18 protein-coding genes are annotated in these 20,033 nt (G+C 64.0%); 10 read left to right on the top strand and 8 right to left on the bottom strand.

Annotated features, from left to right (window positions below):
- Window positions 1–3 precede the first annotated feature (3 nt).
- Both ACR9Y2_RS39865 and xerD read right to left on the bottom strand, forming a co-directional pair.
- The gene (locus ACR9Y2_RS39865; protein WP_435047507.1) at window positions 4–1,326 is read right to left on the bottom strand and encodes a hypothetical protein; all 1,323 of its coding nucleotides are present in this window, start codon (window positions 1,324–1,326) and stop codon (window positions 4–6) included.
- A 43-nt stretch (window positions 1,327–1,369) separates the two neighbouring features.
- Window positions 1,370–2,269 carry a site-specific tyrosine recombinase XerD gene (gene xerD, locus ACR9Y2_RS39860; RefSeq protein ID WP_435047506.1) on the bottom strand — a complete coding sequence of 300 codons (900 nt, stop codon included), beginning with the start codon at window positions 2,267–2,269 and terminating at the stop codon, window positions 1,370–1,372.
- A gap of 94 nt (window positions 2,270–2,363) precedes the next feature.
- Here xerD and ACR9Y2_RS39855 point away from each other — a divergent pair, with 94 nt between their 5' ends.
- A complete protein-coding gene (locus tag ACR9Y2_RS39855; protein WP_435047505.1) occupies window positions 2,364–2,849 on the top strand; it encodes a DUF6982 domain-containing protein in 486 nt (161 codons plus the stop codon).
- On the opposite strand, the gene ACR9Y2_RS39850 is transcribed toward ACR9Y2_RS39855, so the two are convergent.
- The 3 genes from ACR9Y2_RS39850 to ACR9Y2_RS39840 all read right to left on the bottom strand — a co-directional run bounded on the left by ACR9Y2_RS39850 (window position 2,827) and on the right by ACR9Y2_RS39840 (window position 4,611).
- The gene (locus tag ACR9Y2_RS39850) at window positions 2,827–3,408 is read right to left on the bottom strand and encodes a 2'-5' RNA ligase family protein (RefSeq protein WP_435047504.1); all 582 of its coding nucleotides are present in this window, start codon (window positions 3,406–3,408) and stop codon (window positions 2,827–2,829) included. The genes ACR9Y2_RS39855 and ACR9Y2_RS39850 overlap by 23 nt on opposite strands.
- Before the next feature lie 71 nt (window positions 3,409–3,479).
- Window positions 3,480–3,818 (bottom strand): hypothetical protein, encoded by a 339-nt coding sequence (locus ACR9Y2_RS39845; protein WP_435047503.1) that lies wholly within the window; start codon window positions 3,816–3,818, stop codon window positions 3,480–3,482.
- Between the two features lie 34 nt (window positions 3,819–3,852).
- A complete protein-coding gene (locus tag ACR9Y2_RS39840) occupies window positions 3,853–4,611 on the bottom strand; it encodes a patatin-like phospholipase family protein (RefSeq protein ID WP_435047502.1) in 759 nt (252 codons plus the stop codon).
- A 29-nt stretch (window positions 4,612–4,640) separates the two neighbouring features.
- On the opposite strand from ACR9Y2_RS39840, the gene ACR9Y2_RS39835 reads away from it, so the two are divergent.
- Window positions 4,641–5,180 carry a hypothetical protein gene (locus ACR9Y2_RS39835; protein ID WP_435047501.1) on the top strand — a complete coding sequence of 180 codons (540 nt, stop codon included), beginning with the start codon at window positions 4,641–4,643 and terminating at the stop codon, window positions 5,178–5,180.
- A gap of 10 nt (window positions 5,181–5,190) precedes the next feature.
- Window positions 5,191–6,402, top strand: coding sequence for an efflux RND transporter periplasmic adaptor subunit (locus tag ACR9Y2_RS39830; protein WP_435047500.1), 1,212 nt, complete (start codon window positions 5,191–5,193; stop codon window positions 6,400–6,402).
- Window positions 6,403–6,423: 21 nt separating this feature from the next.
- Here the strand turns inward: ACR9Y2_RS39830 and ACR9Y2_RS39825 are convergent, their stop codons facing one another.
- Window positions 6,424–7,335 carry a DnaJ domain-containing protein gene (locus tag ACR9Y2_RS39825; protein ID WP_435047499.1) on the bottom strand — a complete coding sequence of 304 codons (912 nt, stop codon included), beginning with the start codon at window positions 7,333–7,335 and terminating at the stop codon, window positions 6,424–6,426.
- 111 nt (window positions 7,336–7,446) lie between these two features.
- Window positions 7,447–8,463: a peptidylprolyl isomerase gene (locus tag ACR9Y2_RS39820; RefSeq protein ID WP_435047498.1), complete on the bottom strand. Its 1,017-nt coding sequence runs from the start codon at window positions 8,461–8,463 to the stop codon at window positions 7,447–7,449.
- A gap of 7 nt (window positions 8,464–8,470) precedes the next feature.
- Between ACR9Y2_RS39820 and ACR9Y2_RS39815 the strand changes: the two genes are divergently transcribed.
- Together ACR9Y2_RS39815 and ACR9Y2_RS39810 are read left to right on the top strand one after the other, a co-directional pair.
- Complete coding sequence (locus ACR9Y2_RS39815) at window positions 8,471–10,336, top strand: ABC transporter ATP-binding protein (RefSeq protein ID WP_435047497.1); 1,866 nt, start codon at window positions 8,471–8,473, stop codon at window positions 10,334–10,336.
- A 40-nt stretch (window positions 10,337–10,376) separates the two neighbouring features.
- On the top strand, window positions 10,377–12,716 hold the full coding sequence (locus tag ACR9Y2_RS39810) for an ATP-binding protein (RefSeq protein WP_435047496.1): 2,340 nt from the start codon (window positions 10,377–10,379) through the stop codon (window positions 12,714–12,716).
- A gap of 20 nt (window positions 12,717–12,736) precedes the next feature.
- Here the strand turns inward: ACR9Y2_RS39810 and ACR9Y2_RS39805 are convergent, their stop codons facing one another.
- Window positions 12,737–13,162, bottom strand: a complete 426-nt coding sequence (locus ACR9Y2_RS39805) for a hypothetical protein (protein WP_435047495.1) — start codon at window positions 13,160–13,162, stop codon at window positions 12,737–12,739.
- Window positions 13,163–13,519: 357 nt separating this feature from the next.
- Here ACR9Y2_RS39805 and ACR9Y2_RS39800 point away from each other — a divergent pair, with 357 nt between their 5' ends.
- The 5 genes from ACR9Y2_RS39800 to ACR9Y2_RS39780 all read left to right on the top strand — a co-directional run bounded on the left by ACR9Y2_RS39800 (window position 13,520) and on the right by ACR9Y2_RS39780 (window position 20,026).
- A complete protein-coding gene (locus ACR9Y2_RS39800; RefSeq protein WP_435047494.1) occupies window positions 13,520–15,940 on the top strand; it encodes a TonB-dependent receptor in 2,421 nt (806 codons plus the stop codon).
- 15 nt (window positions 15,941–15,955) lie between these two features.
- On the top strand, window positions 15,956–16,636 hold the full coding sequence (locus ACR9Y2_RS39795) for a Fe2+-dependent dioxygenase (protein WP_435047493.1): 681 nt from the start codon (window positions 15,956–15,958) through the stop codon (window positions 16,634–16,636).
- An 8-nt stretch (window positions 16,637–16,644) separates the two neighbouring features.
- Window positions 16,645–17,775, top strand: coding sequence for a PepSY-associated TM helix domain-containing protein (locus ACR9Y2_RS39790; RefSeq protein WP_435047492.1), 1,131 nt, complete (start codon window positions 16,645–16,647; stop codon window positions 17,773–17,775).
- A 209-nt stretch (window positions 17,776–17,984) separates the two neighbouring features.
- The gene (locus ACR9Y2_RS39785; protein ID WP_435047491.1) at window positions 17,985–18,725 is read left to right on the top strand and encodes a helix-turn-helix domain-containing protein; all 741 of its coding nucleotides are present in this window, start codon (window positions 17,985–17,987) and stop codon (window positions 18,723–18,725) included.
- A 92-nt stretch (window positions 18,726–18,817) separates the two neighbouring features.
- Window positions 18,818–20,026, top strand: a complete 1,209-nt coding sequence (locus ACR9Y2_RS39780) for a DUF7482 domain-containing protein (RefSeq protein ID WP_435047490.1) — start codon at window positions 18,818–18,820, stop codon at window positions 20,024–20,026.
- Window positions 20,027–20,033: the final 7 nt, after the last annotated feature.

Genomic DNA, 20,033 nt, shown 5'->3' with positions numbered 1-20,033 from the left:
AGTTTAGCGAAACCGAGAGCCGCGGACCATACCCTTTGGGGGGGGGGTGGGAGCCGGTTCCGGTTCGGGCGGCGGTGCCGGCTTCCGGATGCGTCCATCCAGGTGCGCATTGATCCTGTCGTCCTTGGCCTTGGCGAACTTCGGACTGCCCGGTTCCAGCCCAGTCGCCTGGGTCACCTCGGCATCCGTCACATCCATCGCTGTCGCCAGGTACTTGGTGAAGTAATTCTTGATGCGGTCCTGCACCAACCGTTCGGTCGATTTCAGGAAGAGCAGCATGGTCTCTTCGCCTGGCGCCTTCTTCAGGACGTCATATACATGCGATGCACGGGAGAGCTTCGCCGACTTAAGGATCGATTCCAGCTTCTTCGCTCGCGCATCCAGCTTCTGCCAGGGATCGGCCTCTTCCTTGGTCATCTTCGTCGTCTCGATGAGCTGGGCCCGCTCCTTCACCGAGAGCAACTGTGTCATGCAGTACATCGAAAGCCCATACCAGTCGACACTGAAACTGGCGCCAAACGGGATCATCGCCTTGCTCTTGGCGATCTTCTGGAAGGCGGCGGCATTCAGTTTCGGTCCGGCCAGGGCCGGGCTGAAGAGCTTGAGCAGGTCCTGGTCTTCCAGTTCCTTGAGGATGTCGTAGGGATTCGATTCCAGCGCGATCTGGCGCAGTTCCGAGAACAGCGCGCGGCCCGGAATGTACTTCACCATGCCAGCTTCGCGGGCATTGTTGAACTGCTGCAGCGTGCGATCGTCGATCGTGAATCCGAGCCTGGCTTTGAACCGGATCAGCCGCAGCAGGCGCACGGGGTCGTCGTACAGCGAGTAGTTGGAGATCGCCCGCAACTCCTTGCGTTCCAGGTCTGAAGCGCCGTTGGTGGGGTCGATCATCAGGCCGCGCGAGGCGCGGTTCAGAGAGAGGGCGATGGCGTTGATCGTCAGGTCGCGGCCGCGTAGATCCTCGTGCACCGACGCCGGCGTGATCTGCGGTTTGGCGCCCGGCTTGCCGTATTTTTCCTGCCGGGCCATGCTGATCTCCGAACGAACGCCATTCGGGAACCGAACTTCGACCATCTTGCGGTGTTCATCGATGGAGACGATCTCCGCGATGCCGCTTTTGACCATGTTCTTGGCCAGCTTCAGGGCCGGACCCTCGACCGTGAAGTCGAGGTCCCGGATGGGGAAGCCGCCGAGCATATCGCGCATTGCGCCGCCTGTCAGGAACAGGCTCAGGTTCGCCTCGGCCGCCGCGGATTGCACCGACGCCAGCACGGTGTTCTGCTCCGCGCTGAGGTGGCTCTCCAGAATGAACATGTAATCGCTCATGGCATTTCCATCTCCGGCATCCCCGTCACTGGCCGAACTCCGGTCAACTTCGCGGATGGTGCTTATCCACCACCGTGCGCAACCGCGACCTCAGCACATGCGTGTAGATCTGTGTGGTGGCAATGTCGGCATGCCCCAGCATCGATTGCACGCTGCGTAAATCCGCTCCCCGGTCCAAAAGGTGAGTCGCAAAACTGTGGCGCACAACGTGGGGCGTCAGCCTGTGAAAGATGCCGGCCTTCCGGCCGTGGCCGCCCAGCAACTTCCAGAATCCCTGGCGGGTCATCGCGCCGCCGCGCTGTGTGACAAACAGATAAGCACTCGACTTCGACTTCAGGATGGCACTGCGGGCGGAATCCTGGTACTCCTGGACGCACGCCCTGGCTTTGCTGCCAATCGGCACCAGACGCTGTTTGTTTCGCTTTCCCGTCACACGCAAGAATCCGAGCTGCAGATTCACATCGGTCACCTTGAGAGTGCACAGCTCCGACACTCTCAAACCACAGGCGTAGAGAACTTCCAGCATCGCACGATCCCGGCAGCCCGTAGGCGTCGATGCGTCGGGCGCCGCCAGCAGGTCCTCCACTTGCTGTGGATTCAAATACTTAGGGAGGTTCTGCCACTGCCGGGGTGAGGGCAGCAGGGCCGTGGGATCTTCACTAATGCGTCCCTCGCTGAGGAGAAAGCGATAAAAACTTCTCAATGTGCTGAGGCGGCGAGCGATGGAACGGCTGGAAAGGCCGCGGGCCGGCAGGCCGTCGAAATACTGGCGAACCGTCTCTTCGCCCGGCAGTCCCAGCTCCTTGACGGACTCGCAGAATCGCCGGAAGTCCTTCAAATCAAGGGAGTAAGCAGACAACGTGAGGGCCGCAAGCCCTTTCTCCACGCGCGCGTAGGTCAAAAAAGCCTCAGCCGCCGGGCTGAGAGCGCCCTCGGTTGTCATCGCTGCAATGATACAATACTTGCGTAATTGTTTGAAAGTAAAGGACCGCTCGGCGTGGCCCAATCGTCCCCCACGCTCAGCGAATAACCCCCAATTGAGTGGCTCCACTGCCAAAAAGGTCATCCTGGAACGCTTCGATCGCGAACGCATCCGCGGTTTCGTGCATCCGCAGACCTACCTGCAGGCGGCCGGCATCGAAATCCTCAGTCCGGATGGCAGCGTCTCCGTCATTCCTTACGCACAGGTAAAGGCTGTTTCGTTCGTGCGCGACCTGGAGGGCTCCGGCGTATTGTCTGAGCGTCGCGAATTCCTGGCGCGGCCCAAGACGACAGGCCTGTGGGTGGAACTCCAGTTTCGGGACGGCGACCTGATGGAAGGCGTCATCCCCAACAACCTACTGGTACTTGAACCGCAAGGGTATGCGTTGAGCCCCCCGGAAGCAGCCGGCAACGCGCAACGCGTTTTCGTCCCCAGGCAGGCCCTCAGCCAGGTGGTCGTGCTCGGCGTCGTAGGCGGAAAACGGAAGAAGTCCGGACCCGAAGCCGAGCCCCAGCAGATCAGGCTGTTCGCAGAAGAGTAGCTTCCGGCAGTTCGTATTCGCTCAGCGTATCCCAGCGCGTGGGATTGCTATTCCTGACAAAGACGACATGATGGACGGCGAAGGAACGGCTCCCCTTGTAGGAAGCCCAACGCTCTCGAGCCAGTTCGAACTTCTGTGCCACCGTTTCCGGCTTCAATTCCTGGGCCAGGGTGATGTGCGGATGGAAGGGGAACGGTTCGTTATAGGCCATCAGGCCGCTGGAAAGTTCCTGGTGGTACTCCTCGATCGCCCGCCGGCCGTGTTCCAGGTCCAGGTAGATTACATTTGTACCCGGAAAGAGCTGAACATCGCCGAGGGTGACTTCGAAAGGGCTGAGCCGCTGGATCTTAGGCGCGAGGTCCTGGACCAGTTCGTCCTGACAAGCTGTCAACTGGCGGGGCGGCAGGAGGGTAACATGCGCCCTGAGCTTGCATCCGGGGACCAGTTCCGCCCGGAGCTCATTGAGAAAGGCACCCAGTGGGTCGGGGATGTACTGCACCAGGGCGTAATAGCCAAAGCAGCACCTCCCCACCAAATGCCCATTTGATGAAGCGTCCATCAGGTTCCATTCTAACCGGAGTTAGAGGGATAGATTCAGCCCTCTCGCACTCCACCGCCGAACGGGAATGATCAGCCTAGTCCGGCGGACTGCATTACCGGTGACCCGGCCGCCAATGGCGCCGATTCCAGCCCGCTCTTCACTTCCGGCAGAACCCAGCGGGCCTCTTCGAATCCTACATATTTGCAGATGCGGATCTCCCCCGCTTCGGATTCAAGCACGTCGCCGATTTCGAGGGCGCCTTCGGTGCCGCGCAGATTCATCCACGCATCGTAGAAGCCTGCCGCCTGAAGTTCGCCCGCCGGTTCGAAGTCCCGCGGCTTGATGGCGGTAACGCCGCTGGTGTGCGGAGCCCAGCGGAATTGCTGCCGCGGGGTTTCCTTCATCCGGTGTAGTCGGAACAGTGGCATACCGCCACATTCTCCCTCTTGAAACAGGGCCAAGTCAAAATGTTTGAAGGGCGCGCTCTGCGTCTCTTCGCCCCAGGTCAATCCACCTCTCCGCATTGGACTTGGTCCAGACGAGGGCGTCGCGGGCTGTGCCGAGCGGCTGGGCGGGTTCGATCCACAACAGTTTCACCGCTGCCGGCGGCGGCGCACCCGGGTGGGCGAAGCTCAATAACGCCTGCCGGGCGGAGCGCAGCCACCAGGGTCCACCGCTCGGCAACAGGTTCACCGCCACGATGGTGGTCGCCCCCTGCTCCACCGCCGCCCACAGGGGCACCGAACCCAGCAGCCCGCCATCCATCGTGAGCCGCCCGTCGACGCGGTAGAGCGGGAAGATCCCGGGTAAGGCGCAGGAGGCCGCCAGGTGGTGCCACTCGACATCCGGCGTCAGAACCGCCCGCGCCCGGCGGCGCAACACGTCGGTGATGGCCACAGCACACGGCTTCACAGGTTTCAGCCGGGCGTGCAGGTCCTGGATGCTACGTTCGAACGCGTCGCGCTGGATGCAGCCGCCCAGGGGATGCCGCGGCCAGCGCCACTGCAGCAGGGAACTCATTTCCGGCCGCAGCCACTCGTCGATCCAGGCGCCGCCAGGGCAATTGGCGGCCGCTGCCCAGGCATTGACGGCGCCGATGGAGGCTCCGGCGAGGAGGTCGAATTCCAACTTATCCTGCAGGACAGACCAGACTCCAGCCTGGTAGGCGCCGAACATGCCTCCGCCGCCGAAGACGAGCGCGGATTTGTCATTTTTCTCCACTGGAATAGTGGTAGGCTCCTGGAAAGATCATGGCACTGGACACCTCGTTCCTGCAGCCGGCAGTTACGGCCATCCTCGATCTGGACAGATCGGGCGATCGGCTGCTGCCGCTGGAATGCAAGACCCCGTCGAGCGCGCAGGCCGTGCAGCGGCTGGAATCGGCCGATGCCGCCGCACTTTTCCCGGGCGCACGTTCGCCGCAAGGCGGGCTGGCCGGACTGTGGCTGTATTTCTCCTGTTTTGAACAGGCGCATAGCGTGGCGCAGGAGTTGCTGACGGCGGAGGGCAGTTACTGGCACGCGATCGTGCACCGGCAGGAACCCGATGATGGGAACTCCGGCTACTGGTTCCGGCGCGTGGGCGCCCATCCGGTGTTTCCAGAGCTCCTGGAAGGGGCGGTCGCCCTGGGTTACCGACCTGCGAGCGCAGCGTGGGACCCGTTTGCCTTCATCGAATTCTGCGCCGCGGCAAGAAAACAGCCCGGCGGCGCAACCGAACAGGTAGCTCGCGAAGTCCAACGTTTAGAATGGCAGTTACTGTTTGCCTGGTGCGCGCGCGTGCGACGATAGAAGCAGTTTCATGAAACGCTGGTTCTGGATCCTGTTCCTGGTCATCGTCGCCGCGGCCGGTCTGTGGTTGGCTTCCAAGCGCAATGCGCCGCCGGAATCGCCCTTCGCCCGCGCCCATAAAGAGACGCTGGTGAGCATGCTCACGACCAACGGGAAGACTGAGCCGGTGGAGTGGTCGCCCGTTCACGCCGAGCGCGAGGGCCGGGTGCTGCGCCTGCTGGTGCAGCGCGGCCAGAGCGTGGCCGCGGGGGCCGTCCTGGCGGAACTCGATAACAATGATGCGCAGTCTGAACTGGCCGCCGCGCAATCGCGGCTGGAGCAGGCCAAGGCTGAGCTGGCTAACCTGCAACGGGGCGGACGAGCCGCGGAACTAACTGAAATTGAAGGACAACTGAAGCGGTTCCAGGTGGAGCGCGAGCCGGCGAAACGCGAGGTCGCCTCGCTGGAACGGCTGGTCACGAACCAGGCCGCGACGCGCTCTGAACTCGATGCCGCCAAGGACAAACTGGCGCAGCTCGACGCGCAGATCGCCGGCCAGCAGGCACGCCGCACCGCACTGGTCGGCCAGGGGGATATCGCCGTCGCCCAGGCTCGCGTAAAGGATGCCGAGGCGGCGTTCCAACTGGCCCAGCGGCGCAAGGAACTGTCGGTCATCCGCGCTCCGCGGGCTGGGGTTGTGTACGACCTGGCTGCGAAATCAGGAGCCTGGCTCGGCGCGGGCGACCTCGTGGCCAAGGTCGGCGACACTTCCAAGCTACGAGTCACCGTTTACATCGATGAGCCGGACCTGGGCCGCATCCGCAAGGGGCTGCCGGTCGCCATCACCTGGCAGGCTGAGCCCAAAGGCGAGTGGAAGGGCGTCGTCGACGAGATCCCCACCCAGGTGATCGCCCTGGGTACCCGCCAGGTGGGCGAGGTGGTCACCCTGGCCGATAACCCGAATCACGACCTGCCGCCCGGCGCCAATATCGACGCGAAGATCCGAGCCCAGGTGGTGGAGAACGCCGTCACCATCCCCAAGGCGGCCTTGCGCCGCGAGAATGGCGAATTGGGCGTGTTTGTGCTGAAGGCCGGCAAACTGGAGTGGCGGAAAGTGACTGTGGGCGTATCCAGCGAGACGAAAGCCGAGATCCAGAGCGGCGTCAGTGACGGCGACAGCGTGGCCTTGCCCTCCGAAGCCCCCATTGCAGCCGGGATGGCCGTGACGCCCGTGTATCCCTAAACCAGCCGAATTCCGCCGTGCTCAGGCCGAATGCGGCATGGCGGCCGGCAACTGGTGGTCTTCCGCAACCCGCAGATGCTGCGTCTCGGCCTCGATCAGCTCAGTCTGATCCACGCCCGAGACGGTGATCTGGTAGCGGTTGTTGTCGGAACGCGTCACGAAGCCGCGCTCCTTCAGGTACCAGAGGGTGAATTCCAGGTGGTCGCGCGGGATACCCAGCAGGTCTTCCAGTTCGAAGAGGCTCATCGACGGAGACTGTACATCCTGCATCCTCTTGCGGTAGAGCACGCTCAAGACGCCATAGCGCTTCGACTTCTCCGCCTGCGGCCCACGGGCCGACTCCGGCGAATGGAATACCTTCCAACGGGCCTTCAGCGTCTGGGCGTAGACGGCGTCATAGGCTGCGCGGCGCGCCGGGTGGCCCAGGATTTCGAAAGCCTTGGTCAGCTTCTTGAAAACCTCTTCATTGCCTGACTCTTTATTGTCAGGATGATAGCGTTGGGCCAGCAGCCGGTACACGCGGTGGATGGTGTCGTGCAGCGCCTTGGGGTTGAGCTGTAAAAGCTCGTAGAGATCTTCCTCCGGCAGCGTGCCCAGGTGGACTCCGGCACTATCGGCCGCGGCGCCTTCACACAGCAGGCCGACACGAAAGAACCCCATGGCGCCGGTGCGGCACCAGCAGACCTTGGCGCGTTCGGCCAGTTCGAAGCCGGCGGCGGACGTTTCGCCGGGTGCCTTCAATTGGAGGACCAGGCCGATGGGAAGAGCAATCCTCGTCTGCAAACCCGCGCCGCCTTCGCTCACGTCGACGAGCATGGCGGCCGCCGCCTGCCGGACGTTGTAGGCGTCGTCGAAGGTCATGCGGACCTCGACGGGCTGGGTTTTGAGGATCCGCCTCCGGTTGCGGCGCTCGCTGGGACTGTTCTCAGTCATCTCCATACAGTTCGGCAAACTGCACCGATCTGATTAGGGTAGATTCATGATTCAGCCCCGGTTTAATCTGGCGGGACTCGCGCCGGCTGGACCCGGGTCCCGCCTGGCAGGCTACTGCTTTTCCGTGGGCACCTTGGCGCCGGCCGCACCAAAGTAAGTCTCGTCCAACACCGGCTTGCCGGTGGCCTTGATGGCTTCCATCGCCTTCTGGGCGGATTCGGACTGCAGGCGACGCTCGATTTCGGGCTTCACTTCGTCGAAAGGCTTCGCTCCGCGCTCCTGCACCTGGATCAGGTGGTAGCCGAACTGGGTCTTCACCGGCTGGCTCAGCTCACCGATGGGCAGGGAGAAGACGGCTTGGTCGAACTGGGGCACCATCTTGCCTTTGCCGAACGCTCCGCCCAGGTCGCCGCCCATGGCGCCGCTGCCGGTGTCGTCCGATTCCGCCTTGGCGAGCGTCGCGAAGTCCTCGCCCTTGGCGATCTTCTCGCGGATTTCGTTGGTCTTGGCCAGCGCTTCTTCCTCCGTCAGGTCCTTCTGGTCCTTCTTGAGGGGGACGCGGGAGCCCTTGAAACGAATGAGGATGTGGCGCGCCTTGGCACTGGCGAACTCGTCTTTATGGGACTCGAACCAGGTTTTCTCGGCGGCTTCGGTCGGCTTGTTCTGCTCAAGCAACTGCTGATAGAGGTTGGACGCCAGGAAACCCTCGGTCTGCAACTGGAGCTGCAGCTTCACGGCCGGCTTCTCGTCGATCTTGAGCTTGCGCGCCTCGGCGGCGTAGACGTAGATCTCGCCCAACTGCTCGGCCAGCTTGCGGCGCGCTTCCGGCGTGTTGCCGCCCAACTGATTCTTGAGGTTGGCGGGAAGGTTCGCCATCATGTCGTCGAACTGCGCCTTCGTCATCTTCTTCGCACCGGCGGAGAAAACGATCGGATCAGCGCCGGCCGGCTTCGCGGCGGCAGTGGGAGCGGCAGCGGGCTTTGCGGGAGCCGCGGCCGGAGTGGCGGCCGGTTTTGCGGCAGCCGGCTTGGCCGGAGATGCCTGTGTCGGCGCCTGCTTCGCGGGGGCGGCGGCAGGTGCCTGCGCCCATACGGCGCCGCCAAGCATCACAATAAGGAGAACTCGCATATTCCTCATGGTAACCCGCCCATCCGCCAAAGCAGAGAGAACCCCGTCGCGCCTCAAGGGCGATGGGCCGAAGAAGCCGACAAGCTGGAAGGCTGTCTGGCCCGATGTCAAAGAACTGATGAAGCCCCGGCGGAATCAACTGCTGCTGGGCTTGGCCCTCATCATCGTCAGCCGCTGCGCCGGGTTGGTGCTGCCCAGTTCCACCAAGTATCTGGTCGACGACATCATCGGGAAACACAAGCCGGAGCTGCTCACTCCGCTCATCCTGGCCGTGCTGGCGGCCACCACCATCCAGGGCGTAACCTCCTTTTGGCTCACACAGTTACTGTCCAAGTCAGCGCAGAAACTGATCGCCGAACTGCGCTGCAAAGTGCAGTCGCATGTCGGCCGCCTGCCCGTCACCTATTTCGACACGAACAAGAGCGGCCAGCTCGTTTCCCGCATCATGAACGACGTCGAAGGCGTCCGCAATCTGGTGGGCACGGGTCTGGTGGAATTCGTCGGCGGACTGCTGACCGCGTTCCTGGCATTCTTCATGCTGCTGCGCATCAGCCCACTGCTCACCGGATTGGCGCTGGCCGTGGTGCTCACTTTTTCGCTGGTCCTGCAGCGCGCCTTCAAGACTCTTCGCCCTATCTTTCGGGAGCGTGGCAAGATCACCGCCGAGGTTACTGGCCGGCTGACTGAGTCACTGGGCGGCATCCGCGTGATCAAGGGGTACCACGCCGAAGAGCGGGAAGAGAACGTCTTCCGGGCCGGCGCGCAGCGGATCCTGGACAATGTACTGCAGTCACTCACCGGCGTCTCCATCATGAGCCTGTCGGCCACGGTCCTCCTGGGACTGGTCGGCGCGCTGGTCATGTTCGTCGGCGGCCGGCAGATCCTGAACGGCACCCTCACCCTGGGCGGCTTCGTCACCTTTACGGCCTTCCTCGCCATCCTGGTCGCCCCGGTCTTCCAGATCGTCGGCATCGGGACCCAGTTGACTGAAGCTCTGGCCGGTTTGGAACGAACCCGCGAGATCCTCAACGAGCAAGCGGAGGATGCCGACCCCAGGCGCACTGCCGTGATGGGCCCCATCCGTGGCGATGTCCTGTTTGAGGATGTCCACTTCTCTTATGAGGAAGGCAAGGAAGTCCTGCACGGCGTCAGCTTCCATGCGCCGCCTGGAACGGTGACCGCCCTGGTCGGTTCCTCCGGATCCGGCAAGTCCACGACCATCGGCTTGATCTCCGCCTTCCACGCCCCGACCACGGGCACGGTGTTGGTCGACGGCCAGGATCTCTCGAAGGTCCGGCTTTCCAGCTACCGCACCCAGTTGGGCGTCGTGCTGCAGGAGACGTTCCTGTTCGACGGGACGATCCGGGAGAATGTCGCCTTTGCCCGTCCGCATGCGACCGAGGCCGAGATCATGGAAGCCTGCCGCATCGCCCGCGTCGACGAGTTCGCTGAACGCTTCCCCGAAGGCTACGCGACCGTCGTGGGGGAACGTGGTGTCAAGCTCAGCGGCGGCCAGAAACAGCGTGTCTCCATCGCCCGGGCGATCCTGGCCGATCCGCGGATCCTCATCCTCGACGAAGCCACTTCCAGCCTGGACAGCGAGACCGAAGCGCTGATTCAGCACGGGCTGGGCTACCTGATGCAGGGCCGTACGACGTTTGTCATCGCGCACCGCCTGTCGACCATCCGGCGCGCCGACCAGATCCTGGTGATGGAAGATGGCCTGCTGGTGGAGAAGGGCGCGCACCACGAGTTGTATGCCAATCGCGGGCGCTACTACGACCTCTACACGCGGCAGCACGGCATCGAAACCAACCTGTTTCTGGCGCCTGGCGAAGGGGACACCTTCGACGAACCACAGCCCGCCAAATAGCCGCGTCACCGGCCTGCGAGTCCTTCTACAATGAGCAGGTATGTTGCCTGACTATGAGAAGCTCGGCGCCTTCTACCTCGGCCGTTTGAAGGACACAGACCAGACCCTGTTGTATGACAGCAAGGACCTCACGACACATGCCGTGTGCGTGGGGATGACCGGCTCCGGCAAAACCGGTCTGTGCCTGGGCCTGCTGGAAGAGGCGGCGATCGACGGGATTCCGGCCCTGGTGATCGACCCCAAAGGCGACCTGGCGAACCTGCTGCTGACGTTTCCCAATCTGGCGGCGCAGGATTTCGAGCCCTGGGTGAACCCGGACGAGGCGCGCAACAAGGGGCTGGATGTGCCCGCGTTCGCCGCCGCCGAAGCCGCGAAGTGGAGCAAGGGCCTGGCCCAGTGGGGGCAGGACGGCGCGCGCATCGAACGGTTGCGCGAGGCCTGCGATTTCGCGGTCTATACGCCGGGCTCTGATGCCGGCATCCCCGTCTCCATCCTCAAGTCGTTCGACGCTCCGTCCCAGGCGATCCTGGACGATCGCGAAGCGCTGCGCGACCGCGTGAGCTCCACGGCCACCTCGCTGCTGGCGCTGGCCGGCATCGATGCGGATCCGGTGCAGTCGCGCGAGCACATCCTGTTGTCCACGATTCTGGACACGGCCTGGCGGGCCGGCACGAGTCTCGACCTCGCCGCGATCATCGGGCAGATCCAGAAACCGCCGTTCCAACGAGTCGGCGTTCTCGACCTGGACTCCTTCTATCCTGCGAAAGAGCGGTTTGGCCTGGCCATGGCGCTCAACAACCTGCTGGCCTCGCCCGGGTTTGAGGCATGGCTCAGCGGCGATCCGCTCGACATCGACGCCATGCTCTGGACGCCTAAGGGCAAGCCGCGCATCAGCATCTTCTCGATTGCGCACCTCAGCGATACGGAGCGCATGTTCTTCGTCTCGCTGCTGCTCAACCAGACATTGTCGTGGGTGCGCAGCCAGTCGGGTACGTCGTCCCTTCGCGCCCTGCTGTATATGGACGAGATCTTCGGCTACTTCCCGCCCATCGCCAACCCGCCCTCCAAGAAGCCACTGCTGACGCTGTTGAAGCAGGCGCGCGCGTTCGGGCTTGGCGTAGTGCTGGCTACGCAGAACCCGGTCGACCTGGATTATAAGGGCCTGGGCAACACCGGCACCTGGTTCATCGGACGGCTGCAAACGGAACGCGACAAGGCTCGTGTTTTGGAAGGCCTGGAGGGCGCCGCGGCGTCGGCTGGCGCGAAGTTTGACCGGGGCGAGATGGAGCAGATCCTGGCCGGCCTCGGGAACCGCGTCTTCCTCATGAACAACGTGCACGAGGACGCGCCCGTGTTGTTCCAGACGAGGTGGACACTCTCCTACCTGCGTGGGCCGCTGGCCCGGCCCGAGATCAAACGGCTGATGCAGGGCGCGCTCCGGGCGGAGGCCGCGGTTGCCGATGACGCCGCCGTCGCGGCCGCGCCCGGCGAGTCGTCGACGGTACCCGTCCTGCCTCCCGATGTCAGCCAGTTGTTCGTGCCGCTGAAGGGCTCAGTGCTCTGCTACGAGCCGCGGATCCTGGGCGCCGCGCGCGTGCAGTTTGCCGACGCGAAACTGGGCGTCGATGAGGTACGCGATTGCCTCTACGCCTGCCCCATCACGGAGGAAGCGATTCCGGTCGACTGGCCGCAGGCCGAGGCCTTGGATGTTCCACTGAACGACTTGGAAAAGACGCCTACCGACGGAGCGTCGTTCGCGGAACTGCCCGCAATCGCGGCGCGTGGGAAGAACTATGCCATCTGGCAGAAGTCCTTCGCGACCTGGCTGTTCCAGAACCAGTCGCTGGAGCTGCTGCGGAGCCCGTCGACCGGCGAAGTCTCGCGCATCGGGGAGGCGGAGCGCGACTTCCGGCTGCGCATCCAGCAATCGGCTCGCGAAGCCCGGGATGAGCAGGTTCAGGATCTGCGGGCCCGCTATGCGCCGAAGCTCCAAACGCTGAACGACCGCCTGCAGCGCGCGCAGTTGAAGCTCGAACAGGAGAAGGCGCAGGCGACCTCGCAGACGCTGAGTTCCGTGCTGTCCATCGGTACCTCGATCCTCGGCGCGTTCATGGGCCGCAAAACGATCAGCACCGCCAACATCAACCGCATCGGCACGGCCGCGCGGGCAGCGACCAAGATCGGCAAGGAGCGCGGAGACGTCGGCCTGGCGAATGACACGGTCGAGAACGTGCAGGTCCAGATGCAGGAGCTGAACCAGCAACTGGCCGACGAGATCGCAACCATCCCCGAAGTGGGTAACGAAGAGTTCGGCACCATCACGGTAAAGCCGAAGAAGACCGGCATCCAGGTCCAGTTGGTGTCGCTGATCTGGATGTAGCGGGCCTGCGGGCGGGGCTTTTAGTTGAAGCCCTTCGGATAGACCGAGCTCAACGGCAGGTAGCGGAAATCGCCGCGCTTCCAGCCGAGAACCAGGATGTTCACATACTCGTTCCAGTTCTTGTCCGGCCGGTAAGGGTTCATCTGCCGCCCGGCGGACTCGTCTTCGAGCTGCGCTTCCGTGACGCAGAGCATCCACAGCGCGAAGGTCAGATTGGAGACAGAGGCAGCCACGTTGAGGTTCTTCAGGACCAGCGAGATGGCCTGTCCCTTGGCGTAGTTGAGCATCGCGGTGACCAGCTTGCCCTGCAGGCTCAGCCGGCTGTCGATCAGGTTCAGTATCTTGTCGCGCACCTCGACGCTGTAGGTGGTCTTCAGGAACAAGGACAGGGTCTTCAGATCCTCCTGGATCTGCGCCTCGGTTCGCGCAAATTTCACGACGGACATGGCTTGGGTTCCTCCTGGCGGGCCGGCTTCCACGGCCCTTGCTCGCCAGTAGAGGACAAGTCGGTCTGAAATGCAAGCGGGTTCAGAATTTCCACTTGAAAGTCAGTTGCAGATTGCGCGTTCTTGCCCTATATTAACTAAAAGATCTGCAATTGACTTGCAACTTAGGCATATCTGAGGCGGACGAGGAGAGTTCGCGGAAGAGAGCCGGGTCTGGATGCTTCACTCTTGGCCGAGGGGCGCCCAAACCCGGAAGATCGACAACCTGTCAGGGCCGGCGACCTCGTCCGATTATAGGCGCGCCGGTTCCTCACTTCAAAGCATGGCGGCCAAAGATGGCTGCACAGAGAGGGACACATGCGTATCAAGATCAAGCGCCGCACCGCGCCGCGGCGCAATTACGCCCAGGGATGGCCTGTCGCCTACCGCTGGCTGGCGACCGGTGTGCTGGTGGCTTACACAGCCGTTGGCAGCAGTGTGGTCGCCAACGCGCAGACCGGCTCTTCCGCCCCTGCGCCGGCCGCGCAGGCGCTTTCGTTGGAAGTCAGGCGGTATGACATTCCGGCGGGCACGTTGGGCGAGGTGCTGGCGGCACTCGAGACTGCAAGTGGTTTGCAATTTGAGATTCGCAAGTCCGGAATCAGGGACCTGGCGTCGCCGGGCGTCTCGGGGCTCTACACGCTGCAGCAGGCGTTGCAGCAGGCGCTGAAAGGGACCCGGGTCGTATTCACCAATGCCCGCACGGGCGTGGTGGCGTTGGACCTGGAAGGCGTCAACTCCTCACTGGAAGTGCAGGAGAAGGTCCAGATGACTTCGCCGCACTACACGGAGCCGCTGCGCAATACGCCGCAAACAATCACGGTGATCCCGAAGGAGTTGATTGAGCAGCAGGGCGCCACAACGCTGCGAGACGTGCTGCGCAACGTGCCCGGGTTGACCATGACGGCGGGCGAGGGCGGTACGCCGGCCGGCGACAACCTGAACCTGCGCGGCTTCAGCGCCCGCAACGACCTGTTTGTCGACGGGTCGCGCGACCTGGGTCCGCAGGCTCGCGATCCCTTCAATATGGAGCAGGTGGAAGTGGTGAAGGGACCCCAGTCGGCGTTCACCGGCCGCGGGTCAGCCGGCGGCTCCATCAACATGGTGAGCAAGGCGCCGGGATTGAAGCCCGTATACGGCGGCAGTGTCATGTTCGGTACAGATGGCACGAAGCGCTTCTCGGCCGACGTGAACACGCCCGTGCGGTTCCTGGGCGAGCGCACAGGCTTCCGGCTGAACCTGCTGTCGCACGACGGCGGAGTGGCCGGCCGCGACGTCGTCAACAACCAGCGTTGGGGCTTCGCGCCCTCGCTGGCATTCGGGCTGGGGTCGCCCACGCGATTGACGCTGAGCTACTACAAGCTGAAGCAGGACAACATCCCGGACTACGGCATCCCGTGGGTGCCGAACACGAACACGGTGTTGACAGGCTACCTGGACAAGCCCGCCCCGGTGCCGCGTGAGACCTTCTATGGCCTGCGGAACCGCGACTACGAGCGGTTGAATTCAGACATGGCGACGGTCCGCTTCGAGCACGACTTCAGCGACAACCTGTCGTTCCGCAACCAGTTCCGCTATGGCAAATCCAAGCGCGACTCGCTGGCCACGCCGCCCCGGTTCCTGAACACGACGTCGACCACCATCAACCGCGAGGCGCGCGCCTGGTACACCGAAGATGACATCTACGACAACCAGACCGATGTGCGCGGCACGGCGGCCACCGGTAAGGTGCGGCATGCTTACAACGCGGGGGTCGTGCTGACACACGAGGCGAACCTCCGCACGGCACGGACAGTGACGGGCACGTCGACCACGACGCTGCTGAATCCGAATGCGGAAGACCCGTTCACCGGGGTCTACACGAGCAGCCCCAACATTGGCGATGTGAAGGGCAACACGCAGGCCGTGTATGCCTTCGACACGCTGAAGTTCGGACGCAAGTGGGAGGCGAGCGGCGGGCTGCGCTGGGAGCGGTTCGACGTCGATGGCGTGAACACCACGCCGGCGGCGGTGACGCGTGTCGACAAGATGCTCTCGGGCCGCACGGGCCTGGTATTCAAGCCGGGCGAGCATGGCAGCCTCTACGCGTCCTATGGAACTTCGATGAACCCGTCGCTGGAAGGCCTGACGTATGGTGTTGCGAATACCTCGATCCAGCCCGAGAAGACTTACACGGTGGAGGGCGGGTCGAAGTGGGACCTCTTCGGCGAGCGGTTCTCACTGTCGGGCGCCGTGTTCCGGGTGGACAAGACGAATGCGCGCACGCCGGGCCTGAATCCGGACGATCCGCCGCAGGTGCTGCAGGGCACGCAACGCGTATCAGGCTTCGAGGGTGGTGTGTCTGGCAAGCTGACACGTAACCTGAGCCTGTTCGGCGCCTATACGTTCATGGATGCCGGGATCGTGAAGTCGAATACTCCGGCGGAAGTGGGCAGGGCGATCCAGAACGCTCCCAGGAATTCGTTCAACCTGTGGGCCAGCTACCGCTATCAGCGGTTGATGTTTGGAGGCGGCCCGCGCGTGGTGGGCAAGCGGTATGGCAACAACACGAACACGCGCTGGGTGGACAAGTACTGGACGCTGAACGCCTACGCGTCTTACGCCGTGAACCGCCACCTGGACCTGCGGCTGAACCTCAACAACCTGAACAATGCCTACTACTACGACCGCCTGGGCGGCGGCCACGTAGTGCCTGGTGCGGCGCGATCGGCCCTGGTCAGCTTCGGCATCCGGTTCTAGTCACGGGACACATCAATGCTGCTGCAGATCCCGGATGTACTGACGTCCGAGCAGGTGGCTTACTGCCGCCGCCTGCTCGATGAATCGAACTGGATTGACGGACGAGTGACGGCCGGGCCACAGTCCAGCCTGGTGAAGAACAACCAGCAACTGCCGGAGGATCATCCGGCGGCGCGGGAGATGGGCGACCTGATCCTGGCGGCGCTGGAGCGGAATCCGTTGTTCATGGCGGCGGCGCTGCCGGCGAGGGTGTTTCCGCCTTTGTTCAACCGCTACGCGGGCGGGCAGTCGTTCGGCAACCACGTGGATAACGCGATCCGGCAGGTGGGCGGAACGCCGCACCGGATCCGGACGGACCTGTCGGCGACGCTGTTTTTCGCAGGGCCCGAGGAATACGAGGGCGGGGAACTGGTGGTGGAGGATACCTACGGGGCGCACAGCGTCAAGCTGCCGCCGGGCCACCTGATCCTGTACCCCTCCACCAGCCTGCATCATGTCAGGCCGGTTACACAGGGATCACGCATCTGCTCGTTCTTCTGGATCCAGAGCATGGTGCGGGACGACGGCGAACGGACGCTGATGTTCGACCTGGACATGGCGATCCAAAGGCTATCGGAGGAGGCTCCGCAGCATCCTTCCGTCGTTGGCCTCACCGCCGTGTATCACAATCTGTTGCGCCGCTGGGCTGACGTGTAGAGGTTGTCATGACATTCCGTAAAACCCTCTTCTGGCTCCACCTGATCTCCGGTTGTGTGGCCGGAGCCATCGTACTGGTCATGTCCGTGACGGGCGTGCTGCTCACCTACGAGCGTCAGATGATCGACTGGTTCGACCGCGGACAGCTTGCGCCTTCGAAGCCGGGCGGCCAGGCGATGCCGCTGGAGACGCTGTTGGCGGCGCAGCCATCGGCGCCCACCACGGTGACGCTGCGGGCGGAGGCCGGCGCCCCGGTCCTGCTGGCCTATGGCCGCGAGGGCCTGGTCTATGTGGACCCACACACCGGCGCCGCGCTGGGCAAGGGGCATACGGGCGCCCGTAAGTTCTTCCAGTCGATGACCTCGTGGCATCGCTGGCTCGGGCAGGATGGCCCGGGGCGACAGACAGCGCGGGCGATCACGGGGGCGTGCAACCTGGCGTTCCTGTTCCTGGTGGTGAGCGGGCTGTACCTCTGGATGCCGCGGCGCTGGACCGGTGCGTCCGTGAGGGCCATCACGTGGTTCAACGGCAAGGCGACGGGCAAGGCGCGGGACTTCAACTGGCACAACGTGATCGGCTTCTGGTCGCTGGCGCCGCTGTTCTTCGTGGTGGCCAGCGGGGTGGTGATGTCTTATCCGTGGGCGAACGCGCTGGTCTACAAGATGACCGGCAGCGAGGCCCCGGTGGTTGGCGGCGGCCCGCCGCGCGAGGGGCGTCCTTCCAAACCATCCTACGCAGGGATTGACCGGGCGCTGGCAGCGGCCAAGAGGCTGGACCCGTCCTGGCGGATCCTGACAGTGCGTCTGACGGGGCCGCTGGCGGTGACGCTGGACCGGGCGGAACGCGGGCGGCCGGATCTACGGACCACCGTCACGATCGATCGGGCAACGGCCGAGGTGGTCAAGGTGGAGCGGTTCTCCGATCAGAATGCGGGCCGGCGGCTGCGCACGTGGCTGCGCTGGATCCACACCGGCGAGGCGGGCGGCGTGCTGGGCCAGACCGTCGCGGGCGTCGTGTCGCTGGGCGCCGTCTTCCTGGTATACACCGGCATCGCCCTGTCCCTGCGACGCTTCGTGGCCTGGCGCAGGCGGAGGGATCGGGAGCCGAAGCAGGCGGACAGAGCGGCGGCGGTCTCTTAGGCTGGCCTGCCGGGAATATTCCGGCCAGGGAAGAGGATCCCAATGGCTGGAGGTATTCTCTGTCCACACAGCCCGCAGTACATTCATCGTCTCTGCCGGCCCTTCCGGCTCCGGCCCTGGCCAGCGAGCCTTTAACCATTTCCGAGTTCCAGATCACGGATGGCGATCTGGCGGAGCGCACCGCGCAACGCACCAGCCTGGTTCTGCAGGTGAGCAAACCGATGGTTGTCGAGATCGGGCTCGCCGGCCGCTTTCGTACATGTTCGCTTGCCCCTGGCGACTTCTGTGTTGCACCGGCGGGGGCCAACGTACCCGCGGCGCGTTGGCTCGGCGAGCGGAGGATCGTCGTCACTGAACTGGCTCCGGCGCTGCTCCGATCCGTAGCGGATTCGATGGACCTGCCCTCATACGAGATCAGGGCGGACCAGGGGATCCGCGACCCGCGCATCAGTCATCTGCTCTTCGCCCTCACTGAGGAGTTGCTGCGCGGCAACTCCTCCGGCCGGGCCTATGTCGACAGCGTCGCCTGGGCGCTGGTCACGCGCCTGCTGCAGGGATACGCCGCGGCCCAGCCTGGCCGGCCGCAGCGCGGAGGCATGGCGCGTGCCGTGCTGAAGCGCGTCATGGAATTTGTGGAGACGCACCTCGACGAGGACCTGGGGCTCACGCGGCTCGCTTCCGTCTCCGGCTTGAGTGAAGACCACTTTGCGCGCGCCTTCCGCGAATCCACAGGCGTGCCGCCGCACCGGTTCCTGCTGCAGCGGCGCCTGGCCCGGGCCCAGGAGTTGCTGGAGTCTTCCGGGATGCCCATCGCCGACATCGCGCATGCGCTCGGCTTCAGTGACCAGAGCCATCTCACCAATATGTTTCGCCGCCACAGTGGCACCACGCCGGGCCAGGTCAGGGCCCGGGCGGCGAGATTGTCGATGGATGCCGGAATCCTGCAATGAGGCCGGGATTCTGCAATCAAGCGACCCGGCGTTGCCGGTAATCTCACACCAGTGGCCAGGGCGTGTCCGCTCTGGTAGAGAAAGGAAATGAGATGAAGTCGATGATTCAGAGCGGCACCTGGAGCCGCATTCGCACCTTGGCAGCGCTCATGTTGGGCGCCTTGCCTGTGGCCGTGATGGCCCAACCCAGTCCGGGCGTCTTCGGGCCTGGCCCGGGCTGCAATGTCTTTCCGGCGTCCGCCTCAGTGGGCGCCACGGTGGGTCTTTCGTACTTTGGGCCGCCGCCTTCTTCCACCAACCCGAGCCTGGTGGGGCCGGTGCAACTGCTCAAGTCCGGTGTGGTCGACGAGAAGGCCGGCACCATCACGCTGCCGCTCTACCGCGGCACTCTCAATGGCAGCAACAAGCCTGTCTGGTTCATCCTCACTGATGTCAACGACGCGCAGGTTGCCGACTTCCTGGGCATCAACTATTCGGCCAAGCTGAACTTCACGGCCAACGGCGCCCGGAACGCCTGGTTCGACGCCGCGAACAACGTCGTGTTCGATCGCGGGACGGTGGACTTCACTCCGGCCCGCAAGGTGGTGGCCGGTTCCGCGGCAGCGCCATTCCCGCCGTCCGCGGCGGAGCCCGGGTCTGTCGGCGACGACGATTACAGCCCTCTCATCAAGCTCGGCAACATCATCTACAACGCCCCGGTCGTCGCATTCGGGCTGGAGGCGGCCGACATCAACTTCCCGGCCGGCAACCCTGACTACACCAAGGTGCACGACGAAGTGCTCGCCATCGACACCACTGAGATGACCGTCACGCTGCAGCTCGTCAACGGCTTCTCCTTTGGCCGTCCGGTCTGGTATATCTCCACCGAAGCGAGCCTGGCGAACGTTGCCGCCATTGAAGGCGCCACCTTCGCGCCCCGCCTGCAGAAGCTGGTCACGGGCCGGGACGACAGCTTCAGCAGCCCGGTGGAGCGGATCTTCATCGCGGTCAACGGACCTTCCGAGGACGGCTGCGCGAACCCCATGCGCCAGGGCCTGTACGCCGCGCTCACGGATGGGTACCGGCCGAACAACGTCTTTGGCGGCATTCCGACCATCGCGCCCGACTACAGCCCGCTGTGGAACGGCAACCTCTACGAATGGACCCAGCCGGCGGTTGCCCGCGGCTATCGCGGCCAACTGCGGGAGGAGTTCCAGATCCTCACCTACGTGCAGGACGGGCTGCTGACCGGGCCAGGCGGCTCCAAGTTTGGAGACAGCCAGTTCATCGTGAACTGCCCTCCGGTGCAGCGGTTGAACTAGTGCCAGT

Origin of the sequence: Paludibaculum fermentans, from assembly GCF_051172195.1 — a bacterium.
GTDB classification, from domain to species: Bacteria; Acidobacteriota; Terriglobia; order Bryobacterales; family Bryobacteraceae; genus Paludibaculum; species Paludibaculum fermentans_A.
Note: the sequence above shows the minus strand (reverse complement) of the source record. Positions and strands in the feature narration are given on the sequence as shown.